This window comes from Micromonospora sp. C97, from assembly GCF_018070385.1.
GTDB lineage: Bacteria > Actinomycetota > Actinomycetes > Mycobacteriales > Micromonosporaceae > Micromonospora > Micromonospora parva.
In genome coordinates this window covers 83,963-98,111 of sequence record NZ_JAGPXU010000024.1, presented here as the reverse complement: position 1 = coordinate 98,111, position 14,149 = coordinate 83,963, and the positions used below count along the sequence as shown (strand labels likewise).

Sequence of the window (14,149 nt, the reverse complement as noted above, 5' to 3'; positions counted from 1 at the left end):
CACCGGGCCGGGAGAGCACGCCGACCAGGCGTCCGGTCGCCTCGCCGTGCCGGACCCGGCCGCCGACCGCACCGCCGCTCGCCGGCCCGCCGGCCCGCCGGTCGACCCGGGCGCCGACGCACCGACCGGTCGTCGCGCCGTCCGGCCCGATCCGCTGGGGTCCACCGGAGAGCAGGCGTCGCCCTATCCGCCGGCCCCCGGCGAGCGGACCGCCCGTGGTCGGGGCGCCGCGGCCGTACCCACTCCCGACCCCACCGTCCGGCGTGGCCGGGCCGCGGCGGGGCCCGGTCCGGACGCACCGCCCACGGCGGACCCGACCGGCCGCCGACGTCGTCCGGCAGTCGAGCCCGGCCCCGACGGTACGGCCGGTCCCGGTCGACCCGGGCCGGCCAACGACACCGGCGAGGACCCCTACGGCGGTGGGCGACCCGCCCCCGGCGTCGGTCCCGCCGCTCGGGGCGCCGCCCGCTCCACCCCACCCGGCCGGGCGAGGCCCATCCCCGGCGACGCGCCGGCACCCGGCAGCGGGCGTCGGGGCGTTGACGGCCCAGCGCGCCCCGGCCCGGGTGTCGAGGCGGCCCCCCGGGACGCGACCCGTCCGGACGGTCCGGCCCGTGCGGCGGTGCCGCCGGGCGTGGATGGTCCGCCACGGTCACGTCCCGACGGTCCGGCTCGCGCGGCGGTGCCGCCGGGCGTGGACGGTCCGCCACGCTCACGTCCCGACGGTCCGGCTCGCGCCGCCGTCCGTCCCCCCGGCGTGCAGCCGCCCACCGACGAGCGGACCACCGGTGAGCCGGGCCCGGCGGGTCCGGCCCGTGGCGGTGCGTCGGTGGGCCGACCCGCGCCGGCCGACCGTGCCGCCGGGCGGGCCCTGCCCCCGCATCGGGAGCCCGGCCGTGCCGAGCCGAGCGGTGTCGCGCCGGTGCCGCCGCCCGGACGTGCCGGTGAGCCCGTCGGCGTGGCGCGCGCCGCCGTGGTGGTGCCCTCCGCGTCCGGTCCGGTCGACCGGCCGGCGCCGGAGCCCACCGACGGACCGGCGCTGCGCGCGGCCGGCCAGGACGTGCCGGACGACGAGGCCGCGCCGGGTGCCCGTTCCGAGGAACGCCGGCAGACCCGGGAACGACGCCGCCTCCGCGCGGCGGTGTTGGTGCTGGTCAGTGTCGTGCTGCTCGGCGCGGTGCCGCTCTTCTTCGGCCTCCGGACGCTGAGCCGTGACCCGGTCTTCGACAACCTGGACCAGCTCAACGTGCCCGGTTGGGCGGCCGCGAAGACCGTCGACGACGTCAGCGGCAGCCGGTGGTGCCTGATCGACTGCCGGTTGCGGGAGCGGACCGTGACCTCGGAGAAGGCGCCCGAGGAGACTGCGCGGGTCTACGAGGACGCGCTGCGTGCGGACGGGTGGCGGCCGTGGAAGGTGAGCCGCTGCCCGGAGCAGCAGACGAAGGGCAGCTACACCTGCTGGCGTCGCGACGAGCTGACCCTCGACCTGTGGGTCCGCGAGCCGACCTGCGTGCCACCGCCGGTGGACGGCGAGCCGGCAGTCGTGCCGTCCGGTGACCCGTCGGCCGCTGCGACCGAGTGCACCGGCTCGTTGGTGTCGGTGAAGGTGCGCAATGCGATCGACGACGAGCGGACCAGGCCGCAGCCGACCACCGACCCGTCACTGACCGGTGAGGATCCGTTCCCCACTGTCAGTGCGGATCCGCTGGGCGAGCTGACACCCTCACCGTCCTGAGCCGGTCTCCATCACGGACGGTAGGGTCTGGGGCTGGCGGGCACGCCCGCCGTCGGTCAACGCCGACGGCTCGGCGGCCGGCCCGGGTGTCATGGTGGTGCGTTCCGAGGACGTCGGGTCCTGCGGAACTCTGCATGAGGAGGACAGGCATGGGCGACATTGGAGCGATCGCGGCGCTGATCGCGGCATCCGCGTTCGCGGTGCTGGTGCTCATCCTGACGCTGCCCATCCTGCGGCTGCGGCACACGGTTGACGCCACCACCCGCATGATCAACGACCTCAACGATCGGACGGCGCCGCTGCTCGGCGACGTGAACACCACTGTGAAGAACGTCAACACCGCGCTGGAGCAGGTGCAGACCTCGCTCGACGGGGTGAACCTGCAGTTGGCGAAGGTCGACACCATGACCAGCCACGCGCAGAACGTCACCGCCAACGTCGCCAACCTGGCCACCGTCGTCTCCGCCGCGGCCGCCAACCCGTTGGTCAAGGTGGCCGCGTTCGGCTACGGCGTGCGGAAGGCCGCCGCCGGCCGTCGGCACGCCGAGACCGAGCGCCAGGTGCGCGACACCATCAAGCAGCAGCGACGGGCCGCGCGACGCGGCAACAGCTGACCGGCCGGACCAGGGGGTAGCGGGACATGAAGCGCTTGTTCTGGCTCGGCGTCGGGGTGGCCGTCGGCGTGATCGTGGTACGTCGGGCGACCCGGACCGCGCAGGCGTACACGCCGGCCGGCATCGCCAGCTCGCTGACGGAATCCGCTGGCGGCCTCGTTGAGTCGCTGCGTAGTTTCGTGGAGGACGTCCGGGTCGGGATGGCCGAACGCGAGCAGGAGATCCACCAGGCGTTCGCCCAGGGCGAGGCGTTCGACGATCAGTTCGCCGACCTGCGGGAAGACCCGCGGATCGGCGATCGAGAAATCTTTCCGGAGGAACACCAGCGATGAAGACGGCGGAGATCAAGCGGCGGTACCTCGCGCACTTCGAGGCGAATGGCCACACCGTGGTGCCGTCCGCTCCGCTGCCCGCCATCAGCGACCCGAACCTGCTGTTCGTCAACGCCGGCATGGTGCAGTTCGTCCCGTACTTCCTGGGTCAGCAGACTCCCGCGTACCAGCGGGCGGTCAGCGTGCAGAAGTGCATCCGCACCCCGGACATCGACGAGGTCGGCAAGACCAGCCGGCACGGCACGTTCTTCCAGATGAACGGCAACTTCTCCTTCGGTGACTACTTCAAGGCCGGGGCGATCCCCCTGGCGTGGGAGTTGTCCACGAAGCCGATCGCCGAGGGTGGTTACGGGCTCGATCCGGATCGGATCTGGCCGACGATCTACCTCGACGACGACGAGGCGTACGAGATCTGGCGGTCGGTGGGGGTGCCCGCCGAGCGGATCGTCCGCCGGGGCAAGGCGGACAACTTCTGGTCGATGGGCATCCCCGGGCCGTGCGGCCCGTCGTCGGAGCTGTTCTACGACCGGGGCCCGGAGTACGGCCGTGAGGGTGGGCCGGCGGTCGACGAGGACCGCTACATGGAGTACTGGAACCTCGTCTTCATGCAGTTCGAGCGGGGCCCGGGTACCACCAAGGAGGACTACCCGATCCTGGGTGACCTGCCGGCGAAGAACATCGACACCGGCATGGGCCTGGAGCGGATGGCCTCGATCCTGCAGGGCGTCGACAACCTGTACGAGATCGACGAGGTCCGGCCGATCCTGACCCGGGCGGCGGAGCTGACCGGTAAGCGGTACGGCGCGCACTCCGGACACGTGGCCAGCGAGTCGCACCCGGACGACGTCCGGCTGCGGGTGATCGCCGATCACGTTCGGACGGCGTTGATGCTGATCGGCGACGGGGTGACCCCGTCGAACGAGGGTCGCGGGTACGTGCTGCGCCGGATCATGCGTCGGGCGATCCGGTCGATCCGGCTGCTCGGCTGGCAGGACCGGGCGCTGCCCGAGCTGCTGCCGGTGGCCCGCGACTGCATGTCCCCGTCGTACCCGGAGCTGGCGACCGACTTCGACCGGATCGCGGATTACGCGTACGCGGAGGAGGAGGCGTTCCTGTCCACCCTGCGGGCGGGGACGACGATCCTGGACACCGCGATCGCGGAGACCCGCACGGCGGGCGGCTCCGCCCTGTCCGGTGCGAAGGCGTTCCAGCTGCACGACACGTACGGCTTCCCGATCGATCTGACCCTGGAGATCGCTGCCGAGCAGGGCCTCACTGTCGATGACGAGGGTTTCCGGCGGCTGATGGCCGACCAGCGGACCCGGGCGAAGGCGGACGCGCAGGCCCGCAAGACGGGGCACGTGGACCTGTCGGCGTACCGTTCGGTGCTCGACGCGGGTGGGCCGGTGACGTTCACCGGGTACAGCGAGGTGTCCCGCGAGTCGACGGTGCGGGCGCTGCTCGGCGCCGACGGCCCGCGCCAGGCGGCGACCGAGGGTGACACCATCGAGTTGGTGCTGGACACCACCCCGTTCTACGCCGAGGGCGGTGGCCAGCAGCCCGACCAGGGCATGATCACGGTCGGTGGCGGGCAGGTCGAGGTGCTCGACGTGCAGCAGCCGGTGCCCGGCCTGATCGTGCACCGGGCCCGGGTGATCCGGGGTGAGGTGCGCGCCGGTGAGGCCGGCTTCGCCGAGATCGACACGACCCGGCGGCGGGCGATCTCCCGGTCGCACACCGCCACCCACCTGGTGCACCAGACGATGCGGAACTTCCTCGGTGAGTCGGCCACCCAGGCCGGGTCGCTGAACGCCCCCGGTCGGCTCCGGTTCGACTTCAACACCCCGACGGGGGTGTCGCCGAGCGTCCTGCGTGACGTGGAGCAGCAGGTCAACGAGGTGCTGCTGGCCGACCTGGAGGTGCACGCCTTCATCACCTCGTTGGACGAGGCGCGGCGGATCGGCGCGATGGCGCTGTTCGGCGAGAAGTACGGCGAGGAGGTGCGGGTCGTCGAGGTGGGTGACTACGCCCGGGAGCTGTGCGGCGGCACGCACGTGGCCCGCTCGGCCCAGCTCGGCCTCGTGAAGATCCTCTCCGAGTCGTCGATCGGTTCCGGTGTCCGCCGGGTCGAGGCGCTGGTCGGCATGGACGCGTTCGGTTTCCTGGCCAAGGAGCACCTGTTGGTCTCCCGGTTGGCCGAGCTGTACCGGGTGCCCAACGACCAGGTCGCCGACCGGGTGGAGCAGACCGTCACCCAGCTGCGCGACGCCGAGAAGGAGCTGGAGAAGCTGCGCGCCCAGCTGGTGCTGGGTGGCGCGGCGGCGCTCGCGGCCCAGGCCAAGGACGTGCGCGGGGTCGCGTACGTGGGCACCGAGGCGCCGGAGGGCGCGGCCGGCAACGACGTGCGCACCCTGGCCCAGGAGATCCGCGGCAAGATCGACCCGGCGCGGCCGGCGGTGGTCGCGGTGGCGGCCCGGTCGAACGGCAAGGCGTCCCTGGTGGTGGCGGTCAACGCGGCGGCGCGCGGTCGGGGCCTCGCGGCGTCGGATCTGGTGAAGGCGGCGTTCTCGGGGCGCGGCGGTGGCAGTCCGGACCTGGCGCAGGGCGGCGGTCTGCCCGCGGCCGAGGCGCCGAACCTGCTGCTCACCGTCGAGAAGGCGATCACCGAGGCGTGATCAATCATTACTGTGGGTCAGGGCGGGCCATCTGGTCCGCCCTGGTTCGTACCTGGCCGGTGGTGACCGTCGGTGGCTGAGCTGACGCGTGGGGTGCGGATCGGCGTGGATGTCGGTCAGGTGCGGGTGGGTGTCTCCCGCTCGGACCCGGACGGGATCCTGGCGACGCCGCTGGTCACCCTGGCCCGTGACCTCACGGCGGGGCCGGACGCGGTGCCGAGCGACCTCGCCGAGCTGGCCGCGTTGGTGGCCGAGCACGAGGCGGTGGGGGTTGTCGTCGGCCTTCCGGTCAACCTCGCCGGCAAGCACGGCCCTGCGGCCGCCCACGTGAAGGCGTACGCTGACCGACTGGTCGATGTGATAGCGCCTGTCCCGGTAACGCTCACTGACGAGAGGATGTCGACCGTGGTCGCTTCTCGTAGGCTTGCCGAGCGTGGCGTCCGAGGTAAACGTCAACGTGCGGTTGTCGATCAGGCGGCCGCGGTGGAGATCCTGCAGAGCTGGCTGGACGCGCAGCGGAGGCGGACGTAATGATCGACGATCTGGACCTTGGGTTCGACGAGCCGGAGCGGGGGGAGAAGGGTCGGCACCGGCGCGGCTTCCGCAAGCGCAAGAGCGGGTCCGGCGGCGGCCGGGGCAAGACATTCCTGGCACTGCTGATGGCCCTGGTCCTGCTGGGCGCGATCGGCGGCGGCGCGTTCTACGGCTTCGACCGGATCCAGAACTACTTCGTCACCCCCGACTACGACGGCAGCGGGGCCGGTGAGATCACCGTCGAGATCAAGAACGGCGCGCTGCTCGCCGACATGGCCGACGCCCTGGTGGCGGCCGATGTGGTGAAGAGCCAGAAGGCCTTCATCGAGGCGGCCGAGGCCGAGTCGCGCAGCAAGAACATCCAGCCGGGCACGTACAAGCTGCGCAAGCAGATGAGCGGTGAGAACGCCGTCGCCGCGATGCTGGACCTGAAGAACAAGATCGTCAACGGGCTGACGATCCCCGAGGGCCGCACGAGCTTCAACATCTACAAGCTGCTCTCCGAGAAGACCAAGATCCCGGTCAAGGACTTCCAGGCCGCCGCGAAGGACCCGGAGGCGCTCGGCGTCCCGGACTGGTGGTTCAAGCGCGACGACGGTAAGAAGATCGTCAAGTCCGTCGAGGGCTTCCTCTTCCCGGACACCTACGAGATTCCGCCGAAGTCCACCGCGGAGAGCATCCTCAAGCTGATGGTGAATCGCTTCCTCTCCGTCACCGGGGAGATGAAGTTCGCCGACCAGGTGCAGGAGAAGCGCAAGGTCAGCCCGTACGAGGCACTGATCGTGGCCTCACTGGCCCAGGCCGAGGCGGGCAACAAGGACGACCTGGGCAAGGTAGCCCGGGTGGCCTACAACCGGGCGTACGGCGAGTTCAACTGCAACTGCCTGGAGATGGACGTCACCGTCAACTACTACCTGGAGTCGATCGGCAAGCCGACCAAGTCGTCCAAGCAGATGACCGCGGCCGAGCTGGACGACCCGAAGAACCCGTACAACCGCAAGCTGCGGGGCATGATCCCCACCCCGATCAACAACCCCGGCAAGGAGGCCCTGGAAGGGGCGATGAACACGCCGCCGGGCAAGTGGCTCTACTTCGTGGCCATCGACAAGGAGGGCCACTCCGAGTTCGCCGAGACGTACGAGCAGCACCAGCGCAACGAGGCCAAGGCCCGGGAGGCCGGGATCATCTGATGGCGCTCAGGCGGCGGGCGGCGGTGCTCGGCAAACCGATCGCGCACTCCCTCTCCCCGGTGATTCACAACGCCGGCTACGCGGCGGCGGGACTGACCGGGTGGTCGTACACCCGGATCGAGTGCGCGGCGGCGGAGCTGCCGAATCTGGTCGTCGGCCTGGGCCCGGAGTGGGCCGGGTTGTCGGTGACCATGCCGGGCAAGGAGGCGGCGCTCGCGGTGGCCGACGCCGCCTCGCCGGTCGCCGCCGCCGTCGGCGCGGCCAACACGTTGGTACGCCGTCCGGACGGCTCCTGGTACGCGGACAACACCGACGTCGCCGGCATGGTGCACGTCCTCACCGACGCCGGGGTGAGTGCCGGTGCCGCCGTGACGGTGCTCGGTGCCGGTGGGACGGCCCGCGCCGCGCTCGCCGCCGCCGCGCAGCTGGCCTGCTCGGCGGTGACGGTGGTGGCCCGCCGACCGGAGGCGGTCGACGAGCTACGGCCGGTGGCCGACGCCGTGGGTGTCACGCTGACGCCCGCCCCATGGGCCGATGCGCCCCGGCACCTCTCGACCGCCGACGTGGTCGTCTCCACAGTGCCGAAGGGCGTCGCCGACCCGCTGGCCGGCGCGGTGGCCTGGCGGCCGGGCACTGTGCTCTTCGACGCGCTCTACGACCCGTGGCCGACGCCGCTGGCGACCGCCGCCGACGCGGCCGGCTGCCGGATCGTCTCGGGCCTGGATCTGTTGCTGGCCCAGGCGGTCGGGCAGTTCGAGCAGTTCACCGGCGTGGTCGCGCCGAGGGCGGCGATGGCCGCCGCGCTGGCGGCGGCTCGCGCCGGCTGAAGCGTCCACACCTTAGCTGACGGTTAAGACGCGCTTACGGAAAACTGTCCTACCTGCGACCTGTGCTGGTCATCGATACGCTGCTCACCGTTATGGACGCAGACACAGGGAGTTTCCTTGACCAGGCACGGACTGCACCGCATCACCCGGTTCCGTTCCGGACCCCGGCGTAAGGCGATTGCCATCGGCGTGGTCGGCGGTTCGGTGGTGGCCGGCATCGTGGCGACCATGATGCCGCTGCTGGCCAGCGACGACCTGTCGATCCGGGCGGCGGCGGACACCACCGCGACCGCGGTGACGCAGGACGGTGACAACGCGGCCAAGACGACCCTCGCGACCTGCGCGACGCGCTGCGACGGCAACCCGCGCGGTGGCCGCGAGGCGGTCATCGAGTTCGCGGTGACCACCGTGCCGGCCGCCGCGGTCAACGTCCGGGCGACGCTGCGGATGCACGCCTGGCAGCAGTTCGCCGCCACGGTGACGGCGCACGCGTCGCCGTTGAGTGCCCGCGAGTCGCGGCCTCCGCTGACGCCGGCCGGCGCCGCGCTGGACAGCGTGACCAGCGTGTCCAAGGGCGTCAACGAGTGGGACGTCTCCAAGCTGGTCACCGGCAACGGCACCTGGACGGTCTCGCTGGCGCAGAGCGGCCTGGAGAGCCGGATCTACTGGGCGTCGGTCGAGAACCGCAACCCGGACCTGCGACCCAGCCTGGTGATCAGCTACGACCTCGGGTCCCGGCCGTCGCCGGTGACGACCACCCGGCCGGCGCCGCCGCCGGCGCCGAGCGTGTCACCGACCACCGCCGCGCCGAAGCCGTCGCCGACCGTCGCCCCGACCCGGACGGCGACCCCGAGCCCCACCGGCACCCTGCCGGCCGGCAAGTGTGGGTCCGTCTCGGACAAGCTCGTCCCGTCCTGTGGCGCCTGGTGGGGCATGTACTCGCCGGCCGGAGCGGCCGGCGGCTGGGACCACGGCAAGGCCGTCGCGGACGTGGAGGCGCAGGTCGGGCGCAAGTTCGACATCGTGCACCGCTACCACGACTTCTCCAACTCGGGCAGCAACGGCGCCTTCCCCGACGTGTACGAACAGCAGCAGATGCGCGAAGGCCGTCTGATGTTCTTCGCCTGGGAGTCCCGCGACTTCTCCGCCGGCACGACCCTCAAGTGGTCCGATGTCTACGGAGGCAAGCAGGACGCGACGATCGACGCGGTCGCCGGCCGGATCCGGGCCGCCGGCGTACCGGTGTTCATCGGCTTCGACCACGAGCCGGAGGACGAGCCGAACAAGGGCAGCGACGCCGACTTCGTACGGGCCTGGCGCTACGTCCACGAGCGGTTCGCCAGCGCCGGCGCGACCAACGCGGTCTGGGTCTGGACGATGATGGGCTGGTCGGGGCACTACTCCCGGTACGCCGGCCTGTACCCCGGTGACCGGTACGTCGACTGGGTCGCCTACGACCCGTACAACTTCCACGTCTGCAACGGCAGCACGGTGTGGAAGAGCCCGAGCACGACGATCGGTGGCTTCTACCGTTGGCTGGACGACAACGGCATCGGCGCCGGCAAGCCCCGGATGCTCGCCGAGTTCGGCACCAACTTCAACTCCGCCGACCCGGGCGCCAAGCAGCGCTGGTTCCAGGAGTTCCCAGCGGCGCTGAAAGCGCACCCGAAGATCAAGGCGGCCATCTACTTCAACTCGGCCGGTATGACCAGCCGCACGTCGACCTGTGACATGACGATGAACCACGACGCCGCGGCGGTGGCGGGCTTCACGCAGGCCGGCAAGGACTCCTACCTGCGGCAACCCACCGGAGGTAGCCGCTGACGACCCGAATGAACTGACCGGACGGCGTTCGCCGGGGGGTCGCGCAACCGATCCTCCGGCGTTCTGTCGGCTTGCGGATTCATGCACCGCCCAATCGGCGGATTTTGTTAACCAGGCTGGACGAGGCACGCTACCTCGGGTTCTCATCCAATCTGGAGGCGCAGCGTGCCCATACTTCCGCACTTGTGGCGTTCCGCAGGACGACGTCGTACTCGGGCGGGGATGGTCGCGTTGGCGATCATCGCCGCAGCTCTGGGCGTGCCCACCACCGCGTCGGCCGCTGTGGTGCCGGCCCCGACGACGGCGACGCTGGTGTCGGCGAACCCCGCCGACGCGACCCCGCACGCCCGGGACGGTGAAACCCGCGCCTTCGCGCAGGTGGGCAACACGGTCTTCGTCGGCGGCAGCTTCACCCAGCTCCGGCAGACCGCCAGTTCCGCGTGGATCACGCAGCGTTACCTCTTCGCGTACGACCGGACCACCGGCACCATGTCGACCACCTTCCTGCCGGTGCTCGACGGCGCGGTCAACACCCTCATCGCCGGCCCCGGCGGCACGCTGATCGTCGGCGGCGCCTTCAAGAACGTCAACGGCGTCTCCCGCAAGAACCTGGTGGCGCTCAACCCGTCGACCGGCGCGATCATCGACAGCTGGGTCGGGCGTTCCGACGGTGGCACGGTCCGCGACCTGGCGCTGTCCGGCAACTGGCTGTACGTGGCCGGTGCGTTCAACTGGCTCAACGGCACCGCGCACGTGGGTCTCGGCCGGCTCAACGCGACCACCGGCGCGATCGACCCGAGCTTCAGCATCGACGCCACGGTGGGGCGGCACAGCACCACGTCGTACGTCTGGGCCATCGACGTCGCGCCGGACGGCGACACCCTGGTCGTCGGCGGCAACTTCACGCTCGTCAACGGCCTGCCGCGCAACCAGATGGCGTTGGTGGACGTCTCCGGGACGCCCGCGGTGCTGGACTGGAGCACCGAGAAGTTCGTCGCGCCGTGCGCCTCGCCGGCGACCTTCGTGCACTACGTGCAGGACGTGAAGTTCGGTGGCGACGGCAGTTGGTTCGTGGTCGGCACCAACGGCGGCGCGGGCTGGCCGTCCGCCTACTGCGACGCCCTGGTCCGCTTCGAGACCGCCGCGCGGGGCAGTGGCCAGCTCGCCACCTGGGTCGACTTCACCGGCAACGACACCATCACCTCGGTGGAGGTGGCGGACAACATCATCTACCTGGGCGGGCACTTCCGCTGGCTGAACAACCCGAACGCCAGCGACAACGCCGGCAACGGGGCGATCGACCGGCTCGGCATCGCCGCCGTCACTCCGGCGACCGGCATGCCGGTGAACTGGAACCCGCGCCGCAGTGGCAGCGCGTCGATGCCCGCCGGCACCACCGCGTGGGGTTCGTCGGTACCGGTGCTGTGGCGTGGTTCGGACGGCCTCTACTTCGGGCACAACTCCGACGGCATGGGCGACGAGTACCACGGCCGGCTGGGCATGTTCCCGCTGGCCGGCGGGCGCACGATCGCCCCGAAGAACCCCCCGTCGGCCACCAGTGGCAACCTCTACCTGAGCACCGCCCCGGGCACTGTGGCGAAGGTGCCGTTCGACGGCACCGCGCTGGGCACCGCGACCACTGTCAGCCAGCCCGCGTACACGGCGGCCGGTGCGACGTGGCGGGTCGACGACCGGATCTACTGGTCGCACACGGTGGCCGGCACGCCCACCGGTAGCCGGATCGACGTCTCGCTCTTCAACGGCGGCGCGATCGGCTCGCCGTGGGAGGCGTCCGGCTACAACGACTGGTACAACCCGGCGTTGCTCACCGGTGCCTTCTTCCTCGACGGCAGGCTCTACTACACCCGTACCGGGGCGAACAGTCTCTTCTACCGCTACTTCGAGATCGACGGTAACTACCTCGGCGCCACCGAGTTCACACTGCCGAGCACCGGGCAGAACTGGTCCGGTGTGCGGGGGATGGCCTGGGTGAACGGCCGGATCGTCTACGGGGCCACCGATGGCAACCTGCGCAGTGTGGCGTTCGATCCGACGGCCGCGCCGGCCGCTGTGGTCAGCGGTGCCACCGGGTTCGTGGTCAGCACCGCGACGCCCGAGTTGTCCTGGTCTACCCCATCGACGTTCTTCTCCGTAGAGTAAGGGTCAACCGTTCGTAACGGAGGATCGGTAGATTGTTCACGTAGGGCCGGTGGCGGCTACCGCCGCCACCGGCCCCGCGACGTGGGGGAGGGTCGTTGCTCGGCGCCGCTGGCATCCGAACGAGACGCGCGGTGCGTCTGGTCTTCGCGGTCAAACGCGGCTGGTACCGGCTCCGCTACCGGCGGTTGACACTCGGCCGGGACGTGGAGATCCGTGGCCGGATCCGGCTGCGTCGCGGCGTGCGGGTGACCATCGGTGACCGCACCCGCTTGAACAAGCTCGTCCGCTTCGCCGGCCCCGGCGAGGTGCGCGTCGGCGCGGACTGTCTGCTCAACGCCACCTGGATCGGCACCTGGACGTCCGTGACGGTGGGGGACCGGTGCCTCCTGTCGGACTGCGAGCTGCTCGACAACGACTTCCACAACCTGCCTCCCGAACAGCGGCACGCACCGCCGGGCCCGCTCACCCGGGCCCCGATCGTCCTTGAGGACAACGTCTGGGTCGGCGCGCACGCCCTGGTCCTGAAGGGCGTGCGGGTCGGCCGCGACAGCGTCGTCGGCGCGGCGACGGTGGTCCGCACGGACGTACCACCCGGCGTCGTGGTCGTCGGCAATCCTCAACAGACGGTGAAGAAGTTCCATGACTGACGCAGCGCCCGCCCCCTGGCCCACGGACGGCCCGTCCTCCGGTACCTCCCGGGCCGTGACACTGACGGACCTGCTGCGGGTGCCGATGCACCGGTTGCGGTTGGTGGCGGCGGTCGCCCTGGTCGGTCTGCTCGCCGCGCTCAGCTACGTGCTGCTGGTGCCGCCGGCGCTGTCCGCGAGCGCGGTGGTCGCGGTCCGACCGGTGGTCACCGACGCCTTCACCCCCAGCGGCGCGGGCGCCGACCGCGCGGTCAACATGAACGTGGAGAGCGGCATCGCCACCGGCACCGAGGTGGTGCAGCGGCTCGCCGAGTCGGCCGGCGGTGACCCGCGCGACATCCGCGACGCGCTCGAGGTCGAGGTGCCCACCGGCGGGCAGATCCTGCGCTTCACCTACCAGGCGCGCGACGCGCACCGGGCGGTGCAGAGCGCCAACATGGCCGCCGAGGCCTACCTGAGCGTGCGCCGGACCATGTACGAGCAGCAGCGCGCCGAGATGCTGCGCTCCTACGACGCCAGCATCACCAAGGTCGTCAGCCAGCAGACCGCGTTGCAGAAGCGGGCGAACACCGCCAAGGACACCGCCGCCGGTGACGCGCTGGTGGCCGAGCTGGCCGGGATCAACAACCAGCTCACCCAGCTCAACGCCGCCCGTACCGAGATCGCGGCCGTCGACGTCAACCCCGGCTGGGTCACCCAGACCGCCGAGAAGGCGCTGGTCACCTCCGCCGGGCACCGGCCGCTCTACCTGGTCGCCGGCCTGCTCGGTGGCGCCCTGGTCGGCATCGTGCTGGCCTACCTCTGGGAGTCGACCGACCGGCGGGTCCGCTCGGTCGCCGACGGCCGGGAGGCCTCCGGCCTGCCGTTGCTCGGCACCGTGCGCCGACCGGCGTTCCGGGGCAGCCCCCGGGCGGTCGACGCCGACGTCCGGTACGTGGCGATGGCGGTCGCCGAGCGCGTCCGGCAGCCCGCCCGGGTGGCGCTGCTCAGCGCCCGGGAGGACGCCACAGCGCTCACCGCCGGGCTCGCGGTGGCGCTCGCCGTCGACGGCCGGGAGGTCTTCGTCGCCGACGACAGCGGCCGGATCGAGCGGCTGCGGGCCAGCGTGCTCGCCGACCGGGGGCGGCTGCCCATCGACCCGTCCCGGCCGCTGGTGCCCAAGCCCCGACCGGCCGGCAGCACACCGGCCGCCGGTGCCACCACTGACAGCGCCCCCGCCCGTCGACCCTCCCCGCACCCGCCCGGCGCCCGCCCGTCCACCGACCCGGACGCCACGCTGACCTTGCCGCGGGTGTCGTCCGCCCGCCCGGAGAACAATCGCGTCGTCGCCCCGGACGAGGTTGCCGTGGGAGTGGGCAGTGTCCGGTTCGGCACCTGGCGACAGGGCGCCGATCACGGTCTGGTCCTGTTCAACGCCCCTCCGGCGGAGTCCGACGAGCGTGGCGTGGCCGTCGCCCGGCAGGGCAGCGCGGTGGTGGTCGTCGAGCGGGACCGCACCCGGCAGAGCGACCTGCGACGCCTCGTGGAGCGGCTGCGCGCCGCCGGCGTCACCCCGCTGGGCTTCGTGCTCACCCGAAACGGCCGGGCCTGAGCGTGTCGGTGACCCGCGCC

At 71.7% G+C, this 14,149-nt stretch carries 11 protein-coding genes; all 11 read left to right on the top strand.

Features of this window, described 5'->3' with window-relative positions; all coding sequences use genetic code 11:
- Positions 1-1,060 precede the first annotated feature (1,060 nt).
- The 11 genes from KBX26_RS25170 to KBX26_RS25120 all read left to right on the top strand — a co-directional run bounded on the left by KBX26_RS25170 (position 1,061) and on the right by KBX26_RS25120 (position 14,129).
- Positions 1,061-1,735, top strand: a complete 675-nt coding sequence (locus KBX26_RS25170; protein ID WP_210866558.1) for a hypothetical protein — start codon at positions 1,061-1,063, stop codon at positions 1,733-1,735.
- Positions 1,736-1,884: 149 nt separating this feature from the next.
- Positions 1,885-2,349, top strand: a complete 465-nt coding sequence (locus KBX26_RS25165) for a DUF948 domain-containing protein (protein WP_030335603.1) — start codon at positions 1,885-1,887, stop codon at positions 2,347-2,349.
- Between the two features lie 26 nt (positions 2,350-2,375).
- Complete coding sequence (locus KBX26_RS25160) at positions 2,376-2,681, top strand: hypothetical protein (RefSeq protein WP_030335605.1); 306 nt, start codon at positions 2,376-2,378, stop codon at positions 2,679-2,681.
- Positions 2,678-5,356, top strand: a complete 2,679-nt coding sequence (gene alaS, locus KBX26_RS25155; RefSeq protein WP_030335607.1) for an alanine--tRNA ligase — start codon at positions 2,678-2,680, stop codon at positions 5,354-5,356. The genes KBX26_RS25160 and alaS overlap by 4 nt, the downstream gene beginning before the upstream one ends.
- A 72-nt stretch (positions 5,357-5,428) precedes the next feature.
- Positions 5,429-5,887: a Holliday junction resolvase RuvX gene (gene ruvX, locus KBX26_RS25150; protein WP_030335609.1), complete on the top strand. Its 459-nt coding sequence runs from the start codon at positions 5,429-5,431 to the stop codon at positions 5,885-5,887.
- Positions 5,887-7,080, top strand: a complete 1,194-nt coding sequence (mltG, locus tag KBX26_RS25145) for an endolytic transglycosylase MltG (RefSeq protein ID WP_210857832.1) — start codon at positions 5,887-5,889, stop codon at positions 7,078-7,080. The genes ruvX and mltG overlap by 1 nt, the downstream gene beginning before the upstream one ends.
- Positions 7,080-7,907, top strand: coding sequence for a shikimate dehydrogenase (locus KBX26_RS25140; RefSeq protein ID WP_030335613.1), 828 nt, complete (start codon positions 7,080-7,082; stop codon positions 7,905-7,907). The genes mltG and KBX26_RS25140 overlap by 1 nt, the downstream gene beginning before the upstream one ends.
- A 117-nt stretch (positions 7,908-8,024) precedes the next feature.
- On the top strand, positions 8,025-9,731 hold the full coding sequence (locus KBX26_RS32825) for a glycoside hydrolase (protein ID WP_030335615.1): 1,707 nt from the start codon (positions 8,025-8,027) through the stop codon (positions 9,729-9,731).
- A gap of 222 nt (positions 9,732-9,953) precedes the next feature.
- Positions 9,954-11,891 carry a hypothetical protein gene (locus KBX26_RS25130; RefSeq protein ID WP_210857831.1) on the top strand — a complete coding sequence of 646 codons (1,938 nt, stop codon included), beginning with the start codon at positions 9,954-9,956 and terminating at the stop codon, positions 11,889-11,891.
- A gap of 131 nt (positions 11,892-12,022) precedes the next feature.
- On the top strand, positions 12,023-12,538 hold the full coding sequence (locus tag KBX26_RS25125; protein ID WP_245233720.1) for a DapH/DapD/GlmU-related protein: 516 nt from the start codon (positions 12,023-12,025) through the stop codon (positions 12,536-12,538).
- On the top strand, positions 12,531-14,129 hold the full coding sequence (locus KBX26_RS25120; RefSeq protein ID WP_030335620.1) for an LPS biosynthesis protein: 1,599 nt from the start codon (positions 12,531-12,533) through the stop codon (positions 14,127-14,129). The genes KBX26_RS25125 and KBX26_RS25120 overlap by 8 nt, the downstream gene beginning before the upstream one ends.
- Positions 14,130-14,149: the final 20 nt, after the last annotated feature.

Bases quoted from the DNA above. Each gene is read 5' to 3' on its own strand.
- KBX26_RS25160 (WP_030335605.1), top strand. From the start codon at position 2,376: ATGAAGCGCTTGTTCTGGCTCGGCGTCGGGGTGGCCGTCGGCGTGATC.
- KBX26_RS25120 (WP_030335620.1), top strand. From the start codon at position 12,531: ATGACTGACGCAGCGCCCGCCCCCTGGCCCACGGACGGCCCGTCCTCC.
- alaS (WP_030335607.1), top strand. From the start codon at position 2,678: ATGAAGACGGCGGAGATCAAGCGGCGGTACCTCGCGCACTTCGAGGCG.
- KBX26_RS25165 (WP_030335603.1), top strand. From the start codon at position 1,885: ATGGGCGACATTGGAGCGATCGCGGCGCTGATCGCGGCATCCGCGTTC.
- KBX26_RS25140 (WP_030335613.1), top strand. From the start codon at position 7,080: ATGGCGCTCAGGCGGCGGGCGGCGGTGCTCGGCAAACCGATCGCGCAC.
- mltG (WP_210857832.1), top strand. From the start codon at position 5,887: ATGATCGACGATCTGGACCTTGGGTTCGACGAGCCGGAGCGGGGGGAG.
- KBX26_RS25130 (WP_210857831.1), top strand. From the start codon at position 9,954: ATGGTCGCGTTGGCGATCATCGCCGCAGCTCTGGGCGTGCCCACCACC.